Raw genomic sequence first — 18,358 nt, 5'->3', positions numbered from 1 at the left:
CCTGTCTGGTGCCCCCACAGAAGAATTGATCATGAATGCCCGAGCTGTAAGGCAAAAGCTTCAGAGGATCCGGGCTGGTGGAAAAGCTCCGCGGGTCCTTGATCTGTTCGCCGGGTGTGGTGGTTTTTCTTTAGGGTTTAAGCGCGGCGGCTATGATGTAGTCGCCGCAGTTGAATTCGACGCCAGCGCCGCGCAGTCGCACGGGGAAAACTTTCACAGCGGAGAGTGGCGCCACGCTCTGGCGCGAGACATCACCTTGACGCCACCGTTGAAGCTTGCTGAAGACCTGAGCATGGGTGACGTCTCGCTCGCGGTGGATGTCCTTATTGGCGGTCCGCCTTGCCAAGCTTTCGCGAGGGTCGGCCGGTCGAAACTTCGGGAAGTTGCGGAACACCCGGAGGCTTTTCGGCATGACAGCCGTGCACGCCTGTATATCGAATACCTAAGGTATGTCGAGGCCTTCGCCCCGCTCGCTGTCGTCATGGAAAATGTTCCTGATATGCTCAATCATGGTGGGCACAATCTAGCTGAGGAAATTGCGGAGGTTCTTGAAGCGAAGGGCTATGTTTGCAGCTATTCGCTGTTCAACGCCGCATTTTACGGCGTTCCGCAAATGCGTGAGCGAATGGTTCTGATCGCCGTGCATCGCGACGTTGCAAGCGAAGTCAGGCTGCCAACGCCCACGAATTGGATCGAATTGCCACAAGGATACGTCGGTTCAAGAGCGGTGGCGCTAAAACTGCTGTCGACCAAAGCTGGGAGCGGCGGGCGTCACCATTACGTTGAAGCGCCTGCACCAACGCCCACGCTCGATAAGGCTGTCACTACCAAAGACGCTATTGGGGACCTACCGCAAATCAATGCCATGACCTTGCTAAGGGAGGGCGTCTTGAAGCGCGGGCGGAAGGGTTTCGATGTAGCCGTTCCATACAATGCGAATTTTTACTCGAGCTATGTCCAAGTCATGCGTAAGTGGCCTGAATACGAGGGGAAAGCCGCGGTGTACGACCACGTAATTCGGTATCTACCTCGCGATTATAAGATCTTTGCCGGTCTTCAACCGGGTGATCAGTACCCGGAAGCGCATCGATATGCCCTCACGCTGTTCGAGAAGCAGTTAGCCGCCCTTCGGGACGCTGGCGCCGACATTCCTGAAGGATCGGAGGAATGGCAATCACTTCGTGCGAAGATTGTCCCGCCTTATGACGCCAGCAAGTTTCCTAACAAGTGGAGGAAGATGGAGGCAAATCAGCCGGCGCGCACGCTTCTCGCCCACCTTGGAAAAGACGGGTACAGCCATATACACTACGACAGCAATCAAGCTCGACCCATATCGGTCCGTGAAGCTGCTAGGCTTCAATCCTTCCCAGATGGTTTCCGCTTTGCCGGGACAATGAACCCTGCGTTCAGACAAATCGGAAACGCTGTACCGCCACTTTTGGCTTGGCATGTCGCTTCGACGCTTAAGCGGCAACTCATGGGAGTGGCATCCGATCTGGATGTTGATGCGCAACCGGCTCGGTCGAGGATTGCAACTTGAGTGATCAAGAGATCATCATCGTGCGGTCATTGACCGATTCAGATATGGGGTTGTTTGCTGCTCACCGAAAAGCAACCGCCAGCCGGCAGCGCGCGATCGCTTTGACGACGCCCGCCACGCAGCTTCTGTTGGATCCAGTTTTAATCGCTGCGCGAGGCGGTGATTTCGATTGCATCACAACCTTTGGACCGGTGATCAACCGCGAAATACGTCGGATTAACAAGGGGGGTAAGAACTGGAGACTGGGCGGGCGACAATTTGAGGCGCCCGAGTTCAGCGACTTGGATAGCAGAGACTTTGCTCTCATACGCTCGATAAGGAGCAATAACGGTTCCAACCCTATACTCTTGACGTTCGTTGGCCGCCGTTCGCACCGCTTACTTCAGGCGGGGTTGGCGGCGATGCTCTCGGACGGGGCTTTGCAGCACAATGTGGCGGTATTCCGATTTGGAGAACTTGGTTTCGACGCTCTCTCGGCCCTATTTCCTGCGATTCCAGCCAACGTGGCAGTCCGTTCTGCAGTAGTTCAGCCATTAGGCATCGGTACAGAGCGTTGAAATCAACTGACGTCCACAGCCCAGAAGTGCGTAGCTACAACATGAGCAGAATACGCTCAGCGAACACCGGGCCAGAGATGCTGATTAGGCGTGGTCTACATAGTCGAGGTCGGCGATATCGACTTCATGCCGTAGGACTTCCTGGCAGACCGGATTTGCTTTTCTCTAAGTCCCGAGCCGTACTTCTAGTCCACGGATGTTTCTGGCATGGGCATTCCTGTCCCCGTTTTCGAATGCCCGCAACCCGAACCGAGTTTTGGTCAAAGAAAATCGAGAATAACGTTCTTCGAGATCAGCGCGTGTACCAAGAGTTGGCTCTGCAGGGATGGAGAACGCTTGTCGTCTGGGAATGTTCTTTAAAGGGGCGAAGAAAGAGGCCGCTTAGTGAAGTGTTGGACATGTGCGAGCGCTTTTTGGACGAGGAAACTGAAAGCATGGAGATCGAGGGGACATGGGACTAGCTAAAGCAGGCGCGTGCAGCGTGTTGCCGGATCTGTCTGGCTATGACGATATGGATCTCCTGAATCTTCGGGCAAAACTTCACGCAGAGATGAAACGCCGCGGACTGGCTTTAAACGTCGGCCAAGTCGCAGAAAAATTAGCAATAGCATTTTTCAATTCGAATTCCGGGTTGCCGAACCTAAGCGAAGCTGCGGTGAATACGGCAAATGTTGACGCGCTGTCGCGCCGGGGCGATCGTTACTCGATAAAGGGGGTACTGGACGCGAAGAAGACAGGGACGGTCTACCCGGACTCGGTGAACCCGGACCGACAGCTCTTTGAGTATATGTTGGTGGTGAAGCTCAGTCCGGAATGGGAGCTCCAGTCAATCTTTGAATTTGACTGGAAAACTTTTCTGGCGGTTCGAAGCTGGGACAAGCGGATGAATGCTTGGTACATTGGACTGTCCGCCAAGAACCTCATGCAAGCCCGGAAGTACTGAAGGCTCGCGCAGGCAAGTGCTATCGACGAGCGTTCCTACTGCGTCGGCAGCCTTCGATGCCGGCAGCTCTGATCGCTTTACGTTTTTCGATCCAGCGGCGGCTTGGCTTCGCTCAGGTGCCATTTCTCTGACGAGAATATTGCGCGTGCAGACATAGCTGACGCCACCGTCCGCGTGTACATGAAGCCTCACAAGCTATGCGAATCCTTCGCTCTAATTGTTGACAATTCCCGCTAATTATCGCCTGCTCCGCCCATGGATTCGACACAGGAAATCATGACCGCCCTTAGGGCAGCCCGCGCCTTGGCAGGACTTAGCCAGGACGAGCTGGCGGCTCTGGCTGGCGTAAGCCGCCAGATCGTTGCGCGAATCGAGAAGGGCGAAACCAACATCCTGGTTGAGGCCATTGAGAAGGTTCGGGTCGCGCTCGAAAATCAGGGCGTCGTCTTTATTGACGGCGCCGCCGGCCATGGGCCTGCCGTTGCCATGTCGCGCTCAGATCGTTGATACGCTTTCAGCGCTCGAAAGTCATCCCGCATCCGAAGAAAATCTCCGCCACTTCTTCCCCATTTAGTTTTTCTTTCTCGAGGAGGCTGTCTGTGAGCGACCTCAAGACCGAGACATGATCCGAGAGCAGCGCTTTCGCTCGCTCGAACTGGTTTCGCAGAATTCCGTTGATCTCAAATCGCATGGAACTTGGGAGACGCCAAGCTGCGCTACCGGCGGTCGTTTCGTCCTCCAGCGCGAACAACAAGCTTTCGCCCATTCCGTAGGAAGCGACAATCTGGGTCGCCAACCGGGTGGCGTACTCGATGTCACTTCCTGCTTTGCCTCCCACACCATCGGAATGCGCTCCCAGAAGGAGATGCTCTGCCGCCGCCCCTGCGAGCGCCCTGCAAATTGAGTTTTCCAAGGATTCGCGTGTGTGCACCTCTGCCTGTCGGTGGAAGAACTGAGCTTGGCCGAGGTCCGTGAACGACGCAGACGGACGGTAGCTTTTTCGTATGCGCAACGCCACCCTCATGTCCGACCAGAGCAGCAGCGCGATGACGGCGTGACCTGCCTCATGTAGCGACGTCCTCGTAACGGTTTCGTCTGAAAGGATCTGCAGTGGAGGAAGGACATCCGCAATGTCCTGGACTTGAGCTTCTCTCTGCCTTGTTCGGGCACATCGCTTCGCGTCTCGAGCCAATTTCTCAAGATCTGCGGGCGTCCATCCATCAAGGCCGGTCGCCAGTAAGCTCAGCTCCTCCGAACCGGAGGAGTATCCCATGTGAAATCGTAGTATATCCGCGCGCTCGTCCGCGTCAGGCAGATCGAGCCGCACATGGCGTTCAATGCGCCCGCTCCGGAGAAGCGCCGGATCTATCGCCTCTGGATAGTTCGTCGCCGCAATGACGATGACCTTGTCGCGTCCCTCGGCGCCGTCAATGCATTCAAGTAGATGGTTGACCACCTGTGTCGAATAGATTGCATGCTCACCATTGAACTTCGTCCGGTCGCCCACGGAGTCGAGCTCGTCCAGGAACAGTATTGCCGGCTGTTGGGAGCGTGCGCTTTCGAAGGTCGCGTTCATTGCGGCAAGAAGATTCCCGAGATGACCGGCCGACTGCCATTTCGATACTGACGCGGTCACCAGCGGCAGGCCGCACGAGCGCGCAAGCGCTGATGCAAAGAAGGTCTTTCCGGTTCCTGGCGGGCCGTGGATCAGAACACCTCGATCCACGTCTTGCCATCCGATCTCGCCGGAGCGCGCTCTTGCCAGGTCATCGATCAATGACCGCGCCCACGGCTTTAACGATGCGTAGCCGGGGAGGTCATCAAGAGAATGGCCGCCGACTGCACCACCAGCAACCCGCATTCTCAACGCGACGACATCGTCAATCTTTAACTGGTTTTTCAATAAAGCGCGTGCGAGGACATGGAAGTCGCAACCGGCCAAGGCGTTAGCCGTGTGGTCGTCGATTGGCCTGCGTTTCAAGAGCGCACGTGTGGCATGTATCAGCCGCGCATCCGGCCGCTCAAGATTGAGCGCGGCGTCCGCTATCGCCGCCAGCTCAGCCGGCACCAAATCGAGGCTCCGGGCAAGGATCAGGATGGTCGGACAGTTCGCAAGTTGCTCAACGAGCCAGCGACTGTCTTTATTCTTTTGGGACTCGATCCCATGAACGACAGGGCTCTCTTCGAAAAATGTCCGGCCTTTCAGATCGCGTCCGTTGAGAAGGAGCGTTGCAGCCTTCGTATGAACGGTAAGAGACTTTAGTTCGGGGACGAGCAAGATCACCGTAGACGGACCGCCATTCATCAGGTGAAACTGGGATCGCAACGTTCTTGCGAGGCATGAATAGGCCATGAAGAACGCGGCCCCCTCGTTCAGAGATGCCATCACAACTCTTTGGCTACGGGAAAAGTGGCTCGGACGGCGCTTAGGACACATCTGAGTAGCTCCAGGTAGCAAGGGTGTCGGCGGCAATCGGGAGCGGTGACCCAAGGCGGTACCACCGACTGGTGGCGAGCGCGCATCCGCCAGCGAGCGACAACAATTCGATTGGAGCGGTGAATCGAAATTCACCCCAAGCCTTCGGATCCGATCGCCCCGGATAGTGAATGCGACCGACGAGTGTTGGTAACGTCAGCTTGTCCACATACCAATCCTCCACGATAGGGACCACCTTGTCGTCAAGGAAAGGTAGCGTCTTCGATACTGCGACCGACTGAAGGTCCAATGAGAGGGATCGCAATGCGCGCGCGCGGGCGGATATGGACCGCAGCGAAGAGTTTTTTTCAGGTTCGCCGTATCGCAGAAGTACCATAGCTTCGTGCTCCATCGATTAGAGACTCATGAGCGCGGTGCTCATGTTGTAAGCAGAATGTTCATGCCTGATGGTGTTGTCAACAATGAATCTGAATGACTGGGCTGCGGCCGGCTGCGCGCAAGCAAAAGGATGTGGCGTTGAAGCGGCCTAACGTGAGGTCCTGTGCCGTCGAGTGCATAACCGATTACGGTTTTCGGATCGAACAGTGTGACGTCGGTCGCTAAGAAGGTGATGGAGACTCTCGTGGAGGACGAGTGGCCGCGTTGGTCTCATTTAGGACAAACGCTATGGTCAGGCCCGCGACCTTGCCGTCCTGTGCCGACCAGATGGAGCGAGCTGGTAGTAACTTAGTTTTGGGCAGGTGCTTCGTTTGCTCCGGATGAGCGCAATGGGGTCAAGATCTTGATGTTACCCCGGTTGTCATATTGGCATCGGTCTGGCTAAGAGGCCGACTGCTCTTAATCCGCGCTACGGCACGCGAGACTGAGCTCCGGCCAATACCAAGCTGGGCAGCAATATGGCATTGGGCAATACCGTTCTCGTGCATTGATGCAATCTGTGCGGATAGCGACTCGACGGTGCCTGCTCGTTTTAACGTGCTGCGTAGGATGCTGATATTCCACACATTTTCCAGGTTCGCATTTATATCCCCCTTAACCCGCCATTTTCCCGTTTATCTTACCCTACAGACGACGGCCCACGATCTTGGCGCTGCCAAATCCTAAAGCAAGTTTCTATCGGGAATTTCGGCCCGCAAAGCCCTCATAGCGCTTCAGATACGCTATCAGCGCTCGAAGCTTCGGAGCCATGTTTCGTCGATTGGGATAGTAGAGATAGAAACCAGGGAAATAGGGGCAATATTCCTCCAGGATCGGCACCAGTTCGTTTCTGCCGATGAAGTCATGAAAGCTTTCCTCCATCCCGAATGTGATTCCCGCTCCGGCGACAGCCAGCTTGATCATCACGCCCATGTCATTCGTCGTCACCTCGGGTGCGACCTCCACCCGGAATTCCTTGCCCTCTTCCGCAAACTCCCAGCGGTAAGGGACAGCCTTTGGCGCAGGGCGCCAGCCTATGCATCGATGCAGGGAGAGTTCTTTCGGATGCAAGGGGATGCCGAATCGATCGCGATAAGCGGGCGAACAGACGGCCAGTTGCCGCTCGTTGCCGGCGACGGGTATGGCAATCATATCCTGATCGATGACTTCACCAAGCCGGACGCCGGCGTCATAGCCTTCCGAGACGATGTCGAATTCCTCGTCCGTGACGGTGATGTCGAGCTGGATCTCGGGATTGGCGGCCGCAAAGCCCGCTAGAAAATCGCCGGAGAGAAATCGCTCCGCGATCGATGAAACGGCGAGCCGTAATTGACCGCGGGGCCGCGTCCGCAATGCGTCCGTCTTTTCCATCGCGGTGCGTATGTCCGATACCGCCGGCTCTATGTCCGCATAAAGCCGTTCGCCAGCCTCTGTCAGGCTGACGCTGCGGGTTGTGCGCTGCAGCAGCGCGATGCCCATGTTCTCTTCCAATCGCCGGATCGTCTGGCTGACCGCCGACCGGGTGACGCCGAGCCTATCGGCAGCGGCGCGAAAATTGCGCTCTTGAGCGACGAGAATGAAGACGGAGAGAGCATTGAGATCAGGCCACATTGGTAATTATTACTTTCCAAGCTGTCACTGAATGGATGGCTTATCACGACAATGAGGCTCTGTATCCTCCCTGTAGCGGTTCCAGGAGAGAACCGTTCGCATAGCAAGGAGTGATCGTATGCCTATCGATAAAGTCATTCTCATCACGGGTGCCTCCAGCGGCATCGGTGCGGGCATCGCCCGCGAACTCGCTTCCGCCGGCGCAAGGGTCATGTTGGGCGCCAGGCGCATCGATAGATTGGAAACATTGGCGGCCGAGATTCGAGAAATGGGCGGCACGGTCATGACCCGCCGGCTCGACGTCACCGACAGGGCTGACGTAGCTGCCTTTGCTGAGGCGGCACGCCTGGCCTGGGGACGCGTCGATGTGATCGTCAACAATGCCGGCATCATGCCGCTTTCCTTGATGGCTTCGATGAAAGTCGAGGAATGGGACAGAATGGTCGACGTCAATATCAAGGGCGTGCTTCACGGCATTGCGGCGGTGCTGCCGGAAATGGCGGCACGCGGCACCGGCCACATCATCAATATCGCTTCGATCGGCGCGCTGGCGGTCTCTCCGACCGCCGCCGTCTATTGCGCGACCAAATATGCCGTTCGGGCAATCTCCGACGGGCTGCGCCAGGAATGCCGCGATATCCGGGTCACCTGCATCCATCCGGGCGTCGTCGAGAGCGAGCTGGCCGAGACGATCACCGACCCGGTGGCCGCCGAAGCGATGAAGTCCTATCGGGCCGTCGCGCTAACGCCCGATGCCATCGGTCGCGCGGTACGCTTCGCCGTCGAGCAGCCCGATGATGTCGATGTCAATGAGATCGTCGTTCGCCCGACGCGGGCGGCACATTGATTCGCGCTCTCTTTGCTCTCACCCTGTCCGGCGTCGTGTTCCCGCTGCCTGCCCTTTCCGAGGATCGAATCGAAATGAAGACACCGATACATGCTTACGTCGGCATGTGGACGACGGCCGACAATCATATCCGTCATGAACTCCTGCCAAATGGCCGATATATCGAAGCGCGGGGAAGCCGTGAGCGTGCCTATCAGGGGCGCTACGTGGTGACGGGCGATCATATCGACTATTGGGACGATACCGGTTTCACCGCCGATGGCGATTTCATCGATGGTGTGCTTCATCACGCCGGAATGATCCTCTATCGAAGGAAATGACGATGTAGGGCGATATCTGGTCATTGGCGGCTTGGCCTTGCTCAATGCCTACACGTCGCAGTCGAATCGGCCATTTCAAGGAATCACTCTGTCCTTGCGTCGTTTTGGGACGAGGGCCAGACCCGCCAGTGGCTGTCGATCCCGGGTGGGTCGGCGAGGCAAGCGTCATATAGAGCTTACCAAACCTAGCAAAATCCGCCGGTTAGCCATGGAAAGGCCATTCGAATGCCTTTTTCCAATCAGCGGGGACCATTTTCACTGCGCGCGTAAGTGCCGGTAGATTAAGGAGTTTCTTAATGAAGTATAAATAATTGCGGCCGCCGTGTTGCTGACTTGTGTCCTTTCGGCAACAGGACTTGCGGAAGGCTTACGCAAATCCCCTGTTCCGCGAAAATGTCGATTGCGTGACAGTGCACGTCTTGTATTTTCACTCTCGGAAGCGAGGGCGATTGATCGTCCACTTCTTGAAACACGAGGATGGGACAGGGAATACCTTCGGGTAGTTTTCATTCTCGAGATAAAACTTTGACTGGAGGTCAATATGAACATCAAGAGCCTTCTTCTCGGCTCCGCTGCTGCACTCGTAGCAGTTTCCGGTGCTCATGCGGCTGACGCTATCGTCGCTGCTGAGCCGGAGCCGCTCGAATACGTCCGTATCTGCGATGCATTCGGTGCTGGTTACTTCTTCATCCCGGGCACGGAAACCTGCCTCAAGATCGGCGGTAAGGTTCGTACCGAAGGTCAGTGGTACGACGCCTACAACCCGAACTCTCGTCTGGGTACTCTCTGGCATACCCGCGCTGAGTTGAACGTCAACACCGCGACCGACACCGAATACGGTCCGCTGAAGACGGAAACCATCATCCGTTGGGACTGGAACGACGGCAACGCCACCAAGACCAACCTGCTGTGGGCTTACATCAGCCTCGGCGGCTTCACGGTTGGTAAGACGGACTCGCAGTTCAACGTCTTCACCGGTTATGCCGGCGACGTCATCAACGACGACGTGGTCTATGACGGCCCGTACGAACTGAACCAGATCACCTACAACTACGACGCCGGCAACGGCTTCACGGCTGTGATCTCGCTGGAAGATTCCAATTCCGGCACGGGCGCGACCGGTTCCAACGGCGAAGACAGCTCCGACCACTACGCTCCTGACGTTGTCGCAGGTGTTGGCTACAAGGCTGGCGCATGGGGCTTCAAGGTCGTCGGCGGTTACGACTCGATCGTCGAAGAAGGCGCCGTTAAGGCTCGTGTTGACGCCGACTTCGGCGCATTCTCGGCCTTCTTGATGGGCGGCTGGAACACCGATGGCGACAAGCTCAACAAGTACGCTGGTTCGAACGGCGCTGGCGATGCTGCCGGTATCGGCTGGGGTGACTGGGCTGTCTGGGGCGGCGTTGGCGTTCCGATCAACGAAAAGCTGAAGTGGAACCTCCAGCTCGCCTACACCGACTCGAAGATCTTTGCCGCTACCACGAACGTCAAGTGGAACCCGGTCAAGAACCTGCTCATCGAGCCGGAAGTCTCCTACACCAACTGGGACTCCATCAATCAGGACCAGTGGGCTGGTATCCTCCGCTTCGAGCGCACCTTCTAATCTGATCTGACCTCGGTCATTTAAGATTGTTCACTACGATGATGGAAAGCCCGGCGAATAGCTGGGCTTTCTTTATTTGAGAATATCGACAATTAGAATTCAGTCTTGAGAGCGCTCTATGCTCTTTTTCGGCGCGATCGACTCGTGGTTGCGCATCTCTTTCAAGTAATCTGAAGTAGTTTCCGGCTGCTAACGTGTCGGCAGTATGACAGTTTTGCGACGTGATTTTTGTGCAACGCACGCGTTTGAAACCACCGTCACAATTGTTCATAGTTTATCTCTGATATTGCTCTGAAAAAAACGATCTGTAGGTTCCAAATCGGAAGCGAGACTTAGCGTCTTGGTTCTCCCAGATCAGGGGTCAACTTTAAAACCAGGTGGGGTAGGGCGCGTCGATTTTCTCGGCGTGAATTGTCATACCTAATCGATATTGGAACTGGAGTTACTATGAACATCAAGAGCCTTCTTCTCGGCTCCGCTGCTGCGCTGGCAGCAGTATCCGGTGCTCATGCTGCTGACGCGATCGTCGCTGCTGAGCCGGAGCCGCTGGAATACGTCCGCATCTGCGATGCCTATGGCGCTGGCTACTTCTTCATCCCGGGCACGGAAACCTGCCTCAAGATCGGCGGCCGCGTCCGTACCGAAGGCGGCTGGTACAACGCCTACAAGGCTGGCCAGGACGCAGGTGCCCGTGGTACCTACTGGCATACCCGCGCCGAACTCTCTCTCGACACTGCCACCGACACCGAATACGGCCCGCTGAAGACCAATACCGTTGTTCGTTGGGACTGGAATGACGGCAACGCCACCACGACCAAGCTGCTTTGGGCTAATATCAGCCTGGGTGGTTTCCTCGTCGGTAAGGCCGATTCGGTCTACTCGACCTTCCTCGGCTATGCCGGCGACGTCATCAACGACGACGTGATCGAATACGGCATCAATAACACCGACGAACTGAACCAGATCACCTACAAGTATGACGCCGGCAACGGCTTCACGGCTGTGATCTCGCTGGAAGATTCCAATTCCGGCACGGGCGCGACCGGTGCAAACGGCGAAGACAGCTCCGACCACTACGCTCCGGACGTCGTTGCCGGTGTTGGCTACAAGGCCGGCGCCTGGCAGTTCCGCGTCGTTGGCGGCTATGACTCCATCGTTGAAGAAGGCGCGGTTAAGGCTCGCGTCGATGCCGACTTCGGCGTTCTCACCGCTTTCGTTATGGGCGGCTGGAACACTGATGGCGACAAGCTCAACAAGTATGCCGGCGCCGGCGGTGCTGGTCTCGGTTGGGGTGACTGGGCTGTCTGGGGCGGCGTTGGCGTTCCGATCAACGACAAGCTGAAGTGGAACCTGCAGCTCGCCTACGACGATCTGAAGACTTTCGCTGCGACGACGAACGTCAAGTTCAACCCCGTCAAGGACCTGCTGATCGAGCCGGAAGTGACCTACGTCAACTACGACGCCGTCAACAAGGATACCTGGGCTGGTATCCTCCGCTTCCAGCGCACCTTCTAATTCGGTTCGCCGAACAAGTTTGATAAATCTTCTGGTCAGACCTCCGATCGGAAGAGGAAAGGCCCGGTCTCCCAACCGGGCCTTTTGCTTTGGCCAGACGTCGAATAGTGCGCGGGTGCCTGTTGTTAAAACCCCGAGATGAAATGCCGGATCGCATCCGGAACATCGCCCAAATGTAAAATCGGGGCATGTCCTTGTCCTCTCGCGATCTTGATGACCGTTCCCGGATGACGGCTTGCCATCTCGTCCGTTGTGGTCTGTGTCAGAAGCTTCGAATTCTCCCCGCGAATCACCATCAGCGGAATATCTTGAAACGCTTGGAATTGCGGCCAGAGGTCTGGAATCGGCGCCTTCAGGTCGAGTGCCTGCATCTGCGCTGCGATGGCGGGATCGTAATCGGCAATCGGCTTGCCGTCACGAAAGGCATAGATCGCCCGTGCCATGTCCTGCCAATCCTCCTCGTCAAGCGCGCCAAAGGCGCTGCCATGGTTCTCCCGAAGGATCTCGATCACCTCGTCCCAATTGGCGGGTTTCTTGTCCCGGTTGAGATAATCGCGGATATCCGCCAATCCGATCTTCTCGAGGACTGGACCGATATCGTTGAGAATCACCGCCTTGAGGATATCGGGCCGACTGGCCGCTAGCATATGAAGGACCAGGCCTCCGCGCGAGGTGCCAATGAAGATGGCCTGATGAATCCCGAGCGCAGCGCAAACCGCGAGGACATCTTGCCCTTCCACGATGAGATTGTAGTGGGATTTGTCCTCATCCCATTCGGATGCCCCGCGCCCGCGGGCATCGAGCGTGATCACCCTGCGCGGGGCTATCGGGTCCTGTGACAGAAGCAGCGCCAGTTGATGAAAGTCCCGCGAGTTTCGCGTCAGGCCGGGCAGACAGAAGACGGGTGTTCTGGCCTTCGTGGTCGTCTCGTGACCGGCATAGTCCCGCACATGGAGCTTCAGGCCATCTTCCGCTGCGATCGTTCTGACAAGAAAACCGCTTTCGTCGTCGCTGCGCATGCGTCATTCCTCGTGCTCTGGCTATTACGAGGGATGTAACGTCATTTCCGTAGCCTTCACAACTGCGGTTGCTGGCTGAAGCATATCGCGCAAGGCCGGGAGGCGGCTTTGCGATAGTGATGGGGCTTAGCCGCGGCCGTCAACCAGATCGTGTACGATGTCGGTCTTCTGTCCCAGCCGGGCCTTGTAGACCTGATAGTTTTCCATCACGCGCTGCACGTAGTTGCGGGTCTCGGGGAAGGGGATGCGCTCGATCCAGTCGATCACATCGTCGAGCGATTTGCCGCGCGGGTCGCCATAGCGGCTGATCCATTCCGGCACCTTGTTCGGCCCTGCATTGTAAGCGATGAAGGTCAGAATGTAGGAGCCGCCGAAGGTGTCGATCTGCTCGCCGAGGTAATGAGCGCCAAGCGTGGCATTGTAGCCCGCATCCTGCGTCAGCTTGTCGGCCGAAAAGGCCATTCCGTGCCGGCCGGCAACCGCCTTTGCCGTCTTCGGCAGCAGCTGCAGCAGGCCTCGGGCATTGGCAGAGGAAACGGCGGCCGGATTGAAGGCGCTCTCCTGCCGGGCAATGGCATAGGCTAGCGCTTTGCCGGAGCCGGAAATATTCGCATTGTCCGGAATGACGCCGATCGGGAAGGCGAGTGCAGCGACGTCGATGCCGCGCCCATAGGCGATCTTGCCGATCTGGAGCGAAAGCTGGTGATTGCCGGAACGCTCCGCGCGGGCAGCCAGCATGGCGACTTCGCCGGGACTATCCAGCTGTTTCGCGAGCGCACGATAGAGCGCATCGGCACGCCATCCGTGCCCTGCGGCCTCAAGCCGCGAAATCGCCTGTACCGCCTCACGCCCCTGGAAGCGCTGGCGATCCGTAGCCGAGGGCGAGGGATAGGTGACGTTGAGGGTGCGGCGGCCAAGCTTCTCGGCGGCAAGCTGGCCGTAGAAGGTGCTCGGATAGGAGGCGGCCTTCGCGTAGAAATCGGCAGCCTTGCCCGGTCCGCCCGCTTCGGCGGCACGGCCGAGCCAATACCAGCCGCGCGATTGCGAGATCGGGCCGTTCGAGACCTGCAGGATCTTGCGGAAATGGGCTGACGCGTTTGCACCGTCCTGCAGGCCGCGCAGAGCGTACCAGCCGGCATGGAACTCGGCCTCGCCGACATCCTGCGGGCTTTCTGCGACGCTGGCATCGACGACGCGGTAGGCGGCCTTGAACTCACCCTGATCCACCAGGCCGCGGCTGACGATGCGCTGCTCGGCCCACCATGCGCCGGGGCTGACAAGCACGCTGCGGTCTTTGGGCATTTGCGCCAGAAGATTGGCGGCATCGTCATATTTGTTCTGACGACGCAGGTTTTCGATCCGCATGAAGAGATAGGCGGGGTCCTTGCGCCATTGCGCGTCGATGGCTGCGATCAGCGCATCGGCCTTCGGCGAGCGATCATTGACCGCCGCCCACGCCTTATAGAGCGATTGCGCTTTGCCGAGATCGCCGAAGCGTTTGGCCTGCGCGGTCCGGTCGCGGTAAAGCAGATAATCCATGCGCGCCTTGTGATCGGCAGGCGAAAGCAGGCTGGGGAATTCCGCAAGGATCTTGTCCTCGAGAGGCTTGTCCAATGGCTCATCGCGCCAGATCTTGCGGATCAGCTTTCCGGCCTGTGCCGACGCGCCGCGTGCCATAAGAGCACGCGAGAGGATGATGCTGCCCTCCACGGTCTCCGGCTGCGAGCTGCCGAAGGCGGCAAGGACTTGATCCGTTGCCGGATTTTCTATGTAGAGCGCCCGCTCGGAATTGGCGCGCAGGCTGCCGAGGCCCGGCCAGCCTTGAAGCTCGCGGGCGGCGGCGGCAATCTCGCCGGAGGGAATGCCTGGTTGGCCCGAAGTCGCAATTGCCCAGGTCAGGATATGGCGATCGAGCGTGCCTTCACCCATGCCATTGCGGATGGCAAGCGCCTGCATCGGGTTCTTGTTGGAAAGGGCGTCGAGGCCTGCCTTCAGGTCTCCGCTCACCGGCGCGATGGTGCCGCCACGCGGGATCGCGGCCGTGCTCATGGGGTCCGGCGCCATGGCGACATAGGCGTTGGCGCTCGTCGGTATCTGCTGGCCGGGAAGTTGCGAGGCAACCGCGCCCCAGGCGACCGCCAAGCCCACGGCGGTCCAGATCATGACAGGTCTCTTCATCCGGCTACTCACAAAACAAACAGGCCCCTTCCATTTGCCAAATGCAATATTAACGAAACCTTACCGGTGGTCCGAATTTCAATCAATTATGATATCGGAAACTGCCCTTAACCATTCAAAGCGTGCTTGTCGCCGTCAAGCCGGCGCTTTATGGTGCGCGGATTCATAACCATGGATTGCGGCTGAAGCATGAATGCCGCGCCGCTAGGAGACTTGCATGTTCCAGGGATCCATTCCCGCTCTCGTTACGCCCTTTACTGACGCCGGCAAGGTGGACGAGGCATCCTTCGCCTCGCATGTGGATTGGCAGATAAAAGAGGGCAGCAAGGGACTGGTGCCCGTTGGAACGACGGGTGAATCGCCCACCCTCTCGCATGATGAACACAAGCGCGTCGTCGAGCTCTGCATCGAGATCGCCAACAAGCGCGTCCCGGTGATGGCGGGCGCTGGCTCGAACAACACGCGCGAGGCGATCGAGCTGGCGCAACATGCCGAAAAGGTCGGCGCCGATGCGGTGCTGGTCGTGACACCCTATTACAACAAACCGACGCAGAAGGGCCTCTACGCGCATTTCGCTGCGATCGCGGAAGCGGTGAAGTTGCCGATCTATATCTACAACATTCCCGGCCGCTCGGTGGTCGATATGACGCCGGAGACGATGGGCGCGCTCGCCAAGGCCTACGCCAATATCGTCGGTGTAAAGGATGCGACCGGCAAGATCGAACGCGTCTCCGAACAGCGCATCAGCTGCGGCCGCGATTTCCGCCAGCTTTCCGGTGAGGATGCGACGGCGCTCGGCTTCAATGCCCATGGCGGCGTCGGCTGCATCTCGGTCACCGCCAATGTCGCGCCGCGCCTTTGCGCCGAATTCCAGGCGGCCACACTTGGCGGTGACTATGCCAAGGCGCTCGAATATCAGGATCGCCTGATGCCTCTGCACAAGGCGATCTTCCTTGAACCCGGTCTCTGCGGCGCCAAGTACGGTCTTTCGCGTCTTGGCCGCATGAGCCGCAACGTGCGCTCGCCGCTCCTGTCGACCCTGGAGCCGGGCACTGAGGCAGCGATCGACGCGGCCATGCGCCATGCCGGCCTCCTGAACTAACGGCGTCACAGGCGCGCTGCCGAAACTCTGCCGGGCCGCTCTCTTCACAAGGAGGGCGGTCTCGCTTATTTAGGGGACAGGCGCGCGTTCGGCCGCTGCCGGAATGACGCAAGAAAAGAAGAAGAATCATGGCACCCAAAGGCAGCCAGCGTGTGGTGAAGAAGATTGTGGCGGAGAACCGCAAGGCACGCTTCAACTACGAGATCATCGACACTTACGAAGCAGGGCTCGTGCTGAAGGGCACCGAGGTCAAGTCGCTGCGCGAAGGCAAGGCGAATATTGCAGAGTCCTACGCTTCGGACGAGGATGGCGAGATCTGGCTGATCAACTCCTATCTGCCGGAATACCTGCAGGCGAACCGCTTCAATCACGAGCCGCGCCGCCGCCGCAAGCTGCTGCTTTCCAGCCGCGAAATCGGCCGGCTGCGCTCGGCCATCAATCGCGAAGGCATGACGCTCGTGCCGCTGAAAATCTACTTCAACGACAGCGGCCGCGCCAAGTTGGAACTGGCCCTCGCCAAGGGCAAGAAGCTGCATGACAAGCGCGAATCCGAGAAGGAGCGCGATTGGAACAGGCAGAAGAGCCGCCTGCTCAAGGACAATGGGTGAGGGTGAGGAGCGGTCGGGCAAAGCCCGAGCAATCGATCCAGCGAATCGTTTGCAGCGACGAACGCCCTGAGCCCTAGCGAAGGGCCGGCTGTCGCGGCAAATACGAAACGCTTCCCGGCGTCCACAACCATCCCTGCGCAACCACAGCTGCGCGTCAGTCGATTGCAGCGACGAACGCCCCTTCGGCAGGCATCATGATGCCCTAGCGAAGGGCCAACTGCCCGGCAACAACAAACGCTTCCGCTGCGCGCAACTACTCTCCGGCGGCCAGCGAACCTGTCAGATGCAGCCAGTCCCAATTATTCTTCGTCATCCGAAGCGGCCGGTGTCGGTTCGGCGGGACGTTGTGGACGCTCGGAAGCCTCGCGGCCGATTTCGGCCTTCAGCGATACGAGATCGATGAAATGATCGGCCTGGCGGCGCAGATCGTCGGCGATCATCGGCGGCTGGGTCGCCATGGTCGAGATGACCGATACCTTGCGTCCGCGACGCTGGAGAGCTTCAACGAGGGTCGTGAAATCGCCGTCGCCGGAAAAGATCACCAGATGATCGACGGTTTCGGACTGCTCCATGGCGTCAATCGCCAGCTCGATGTCCATATTGCCCTTGATCTTTCGGCGTCCCATGGAATCGGTGAATTCCTTGGCCGGCTTGGTAATCACCTTGTAGCCGTTGTAATCGAGCCAATCGATCAGCGGCCGGATGGAGGAATATTCCTGATCTTCGATGAGGGCGGTGTAATAATAAGCGCGCAGCAGATAGCCGCGTTTCTGAAATGCTTTCAGGAGCTTCCGGTAGTCGATATCGAAGCCGAGGCTCTTGGATGCAGCGTAGAGATTGGCGCCGTCTATAAAGAGTGCAATTTTTTCGCGTGGGTCAAACATCTCTTACATATCCACTGTTATAAAAACGTAATCACTTCATTCAAACACAAGCTAAAACAATGCCTTGTAGGGCGTTGCAGAATAATTCGTATTACTTTATGAATTATTCATATAACCCAGATTTAGGGCACGCAATGCGATATTCCAAGCAATCCAGGGTAGAAATCGTTGTTTGTCTGGGGGAATTTTAGCACTTTCCGGAAGGGTGCAAAGGCGCTGAAACAGGAAAAACTTGAATTTGCCATCGTTTGCTTGTATCGGCGTGCTACTCCGAGACATGATGACGACATCACGACCGCAAAGGACAGGCAATGGCCCGTGTCACAGTAGAAGATTGCATTGATAAAGTAGAGAACCGGTTCGAGCTCGTGCTGCTCGCCAGCCATCGCGCCCGCCTGATTTCGCAGGGCTCGTCGATCACCATCGATCGCGACAACGACAAGAATCCTGTTGTTGCTCTGCGCGAAATCGCCGACGAGACGCTGTCGCCGGACGATCTCAAGGAAGATCTCATCCATTCGCTGCAGAAGCATGTCGAAGTGGATGAGCCTGAGCCCGATCCCGCAAGCCTGCTCGCCGCCGGCGCTTCCGCCTCCAGCGACGAGGAGGAAGATCTGCCGGAAACTGTTACGTTCGATCAGATGTCGGAAGAAGAGCTTCTGGCCGGTATCGAAGGTCTGGTTCCGCCGGAAAAAAGCGACGATTACTGATCGTCGATCTTGATGCTCCGGGCAGGAGCGATATGATGGGAAAATGCGTGCGCCGGTCATATGACTG

The 18,358-nt window shown here is 57.8% G+C and carries 17 protein-coding genes; 12 read left to right on the top strand and 5 right to left on the bottom strand.

Annotated elements, in window-relative coordinates; genetic code table 11:
• Window positions 1-31 precede the first annotated feature (31 nt).
• The 5 genes from GDN47_RS12780 to GDN47_RS12760 all read left to right on the top strand — a co-directional run bounded on the left by GDN47_RS12780 (window position 32) and on the right by GDN47_RS12760 (window position 3,547).
• Window positions 32-1,540, top strand: coding sequence for a DNA cytosine methyltransferase (locus GDN47_RS12780; protein ID WP_152093499.1), 1,509 nt, complete (start codon window positions 32-34; stop codon window positions 1,538-1,540).
• Window positions 1,537-2,097 carry a hypothetical protein gene (locus GDN47_RS12775; RefSeq protein WP_233789908.1) on the top strand — a complete coding sequence of 187 codons (561 nt, stop codon included), beginning with the start codon at window positions 1,537-1,539 and terminating at the stop codon, window positions 2,095-2,097. The genes GDN47_RS12780 and GDN47_RS12775 overlap by 4 nt, the downstream gene beginning before the upstream one ends.
• The gene (locus GDN47_RS12770; protein ID WP_267904821.1) at window positions 2,094-2,558 is read left to right on the top strand and encodes a very short patch repair endonuclease; all 465 of its coding nucleotides are present in this window, start codon (window positions 2,094-2,096) and stop codon (window positions 2,556-2,558) included. The genes GDN47_RS12775 and GDN47_RS12770 overlap by 4 nt, the downstream gene beginning before the upstream one ends.
• The gene (locus GDN47_RS12765) at window positions 2,549-3,040 is read left to right on the top strand and encodes a hypothetical protein (RefSeq protein WP_152093497.1); all 492 of its coding nucleotides are present in this window, start codon (window positions 2,549-2,551) and stop codon (window positions 3,038-3,040) included. Before GDN47_RS12770 ends, GDN47_RS12765 begins: the two co-directional genes overlap by 10 nt.
• A 276-nt stretch (window positions 3,041-3,316) precedes the next feature.
• The gene (locus GDN47_RS12760; RefSeq protein WP_233789907.1) at window positions 3,317-3,547 is read left to right on the top strand and encodes a helix-turn-helix transcriptional regulator; all 231 of its coding nucleotides are present in this window, start codon (window positions 3,317-3,319) and stop codon (window positions 3,545-3,547) included.
• 7 nt (window positions 3,548-3,554) lie between these two features.
• On the opposite strand, the gene GDN47_RS12755 is transcribed toward GDN47_RS12760, so the two are convergent.
• On the bottom strand, window positions 3,555-5,426 hold the full coding sequence (locus tag GDN47_RS12755; protein ID WP_173002489.1) for an AAA family ATPase: 1,872 nt from the start codon (window positions 5,424-5,426) through the stop codon (window positions 3,555-3,557).
• Between the two features lie 1,164 nt (window positions 5,427-6,590).
• Complete coding sequence (locus GDN47_RS12750; protein WP_145631713.1) at window positions 6,591-7,505, bottom strand: LysR family transcriptional regulator; 915 nt, start codon at window positions 7,503-7,505, stop codon at window positions 6,591-6,593.
• Between the two features lie 118 nt (window positions 7,506-7,623).
• On the opposite strand from GDN47_RS12750, the gene GDN47_RS12745 reads away from it, so the two are divergent.
• From GDN47_RS12745 to GDN47_RS12730, 4 genes are all read left to right on the top strand, one after another.
• Window positions 7,624-8,352, top strand: a complete 729-nt coding sequence (locus GDN47_RS12745; protein WP_152093494.1) for an SDR family oxidoreductase — start codon at window positions 7,624-7,626, stop codon at window positions 8,350-8,352.
• Window positions 8,353-8,387: 35 nt separating this feature from the next.
• A complete protein-coding gene (locus tag GDN47_RS12740; protein ID WP_233788696.1) occupies window positions 8,388-8,672 on the top strand; it encodes an Atu4866 domain-containing protein in 285 nt (94 codons plus the stop codon).
• A 541-nt stretch (window positions 8,673-9,213) separates the two neighbouring features.
• Window positions 9,214-10,275 (top strand): porin, encoded by a 1,062-nt coding sequence (locus tag GDN47_RS12735; protein WP_113333818.1) that lies wholly within the window; start codon window positions 9,214-9,216, stop codon window positions 10,273-10,275.
• A 447-nt stretch (window positions 10,276-10,722) separates the two neighbouring features.
• Entirely contained in the window at window positions 10,723-11,790 is a 1,068-nt protein-coding gene (locus GDN47_RS12730; protein WP_112723018.1) for a porin, read from the top strand.
• Between the two features lie 125 nt (window positions 11,791-11,915).
• Here GDN47_RS12730 and GDN47_RS12725 read toward each other — a convergent pair whose 3' ends face one another.
• Entirely contained in the window at window positions 11,916-12,809 is an 894-nt protein-coding gene (locus GDN47_RS12725) for an alpha/beta fold hydrolase (RefSeq protein ID WP_152093493.1), read from the bottom strand.
• Window positions 12,810-12,935: 126 nt separating this feature from the next.
• On the bottom strand, window positions 12,936-14,987 hold the full coding sequence (locus GDN47_RS12720; RefSeq protein WP_113333820.1) for a lytic transglycosylase domain-containing protein: 2,052 nt from the start codon (window positions 14,985-14,987) through the stop codon (window positions 12,936-12,938).
• 217 nt (window positions 14,988-15,204) lie between these two features.
• Here GDN47_RS12720 and dapA point away from each other — a divergent pair, with 217 nt between their 5' ends.
• Window positions 15,205-16,089: a 4-hydroxy-tetrahydrodipicolinate synthase gene (gene dapA / locus GDN47_RS12715; RefSeq protein WP_113333821.1), complete on the top strand. Its 885-nt coding sequence runs from the start codon at window positions 15,205-15,207 to the stop codon at window positions 16,087-16,089.
• Between the two features lie 128 nt (window positions 16,090-16,217).
• Window positions 16,218-16,697, top strand: a complete 480-nt coding sequence (gene smpB / locus GDN47_RS12710; protein WP_069616140.1) for an SsrA-binding protein SmpB — start codon at window positions 16,218-16,220, stop codon at window positions 16,695-16,697.
• A 299-nt stretch (window positions 16,698-16,996) separates the two neighbouring features.
• Here smpB and GDN47_RS12705 read toward each other — a convergent pair whose 3' ends face one another.
• Window positions 16,997-17,581 (bottom strand): LabA-like NYN domain-containing protein, encoded by a 585-nt coding sequence (locus GDN47_RS12705; protein ID WP_069616141.1) that lies wholly within the window; start codon window positions 17,579-17,581, stop codon window positions 16,997-16,999.
• A gap of 311 nt (window positions 17,582-17,892) precedes the next feature.
• On the opposite strand from GDN47_RS12705, the gene rpoZ reads away from it, so the two are divergent.
• The gene (gene rpoZ / locus GDN47_RS12700; protein WP_069616142.1) at window positions 17,893-18,291 is read left to right on the top strand and encodes a DNA-directed RNA polymerase subunit omega; all 399 of its coding nucleotides are present in this window, start codon (window positions 17,893-17,895) and stop codon (window positions 18,289-18,291) included.
• Window positions 18,292-18,358 lie beyond the last annotated feature (67 nt).

This window comes from Martinezella dioscoreae, from assembly GCF_009176305.1.
In the GTDB taxonomy this organism is placed as follows: Bacteria; Pseudomonadota; Alphaproteobacteria; order Rhizobiales; family Rhizobiaceae; genus Rhizobium; species Rhizobium dioscoreae.
Note: the sequence above shows the minus strand (reverse complement) of the source record. Positions and strands in the feature narration are given on the sequence as shown.

Bases quoted from the DNA above. Each gene is read 5' to 3' on its own strand.
- rpoZ (WP_069616142.1), top strand. From the start codon at position 17,893: ATGGCCCGTGTCACAGTAGAAGATTGCATTGATAAAGTAGAGAACCGG.
- GDN47_RS12725 (WP_152093493.1), bottom strand. From the start codon at position 12,809: ATGCGCAGCGACGACGAAAGCGGTTTTCTTGTCAGAACGATCGCAGCG.
- GDN47_RS12720 (WP_113333820.1), bottom strand. From the start codon at position 14,987: ATGAAGAGACCTGTCATGATCTGGACCGCCGTGGGCTTGGCGGTCGCC.
- dapA (WP_113333821.1), top strand. From the start codon at position 15,205: ATGTTCCAGGGATCCATTCCCGCTCTCGTTACGCCCTTTACTGACGCC.
- GDN47_RS12735 (WP_113333818.1), top strand. From the start codon at position 9,214: ATGAACATCAAGAGCCTTCTTCTCGGCTCCGCTGCTGCACTCGTAGCA.
- GDN47_RS12745 (WP_152093494.1), top strand. From the start codon at position 7,624: ATGCCTATCGATAAAGTCATTCTCATCACGGGTGCCTCCAGCGGCATC.
- GDN47_RS12730 (WP_112723018.1), top strand. From the start codon at position 10,723: ATGAACATCAAGAGCCTTCTTCTCGGCTCCGCTGCTGCGCTGGCAGCA.
- GDN47_RS12705 (WP_069616141.1), bottom strand. From the start codon at position 17,581: ATGTTTGACCCACGCGAAAAAATTGCACTCTTTATAGACGGCGCCAAT.
- GDN47_RS12755 (WP_173002489.1), bottom strand. From the start codon at position 5,426: ATGGCATCTCTGAACGAGGGGGCCGCGTTCTTCATGGCCTATTCATGC.
- GDN47_RS12765 (WP_152093497.1), top strand. From the start codon at position 2,549: ATGGGACTAGCTAAAGCAGGCGCGTGCAGCGTGTTGCCGGATCTGTCT.
- GDN47_RS12750 (WP_145631713.1), bottom strand. From the start codon at position 7,505: ATGTGGCCTGATCTCAATGCTCTCTCCGTCTTCATTCTCGTCGCTCAA.
- smpB (WP_069616140.1), top strand. From the start codon at position 16,218: ATGGCACCCAAAGGCAGCCAGCGTGTGGTGAAGAAGATTGTGGCGGAG.
- GDN47_RS12760 (WP_233789907.1), top strand. From the start codon at position 3,317: ATGACCGCCCTTAGGGCAGCCCGCGCCTTGGCAGGACTTAGCCAGGAC.
- GDN47_RS12780 (WP_152093499.1), top strand. From the start codon at position 32: ATGAATGCCCGAGCTGTAAGGCAAAAGCTTCAGAGGATCCGGGCTGGT.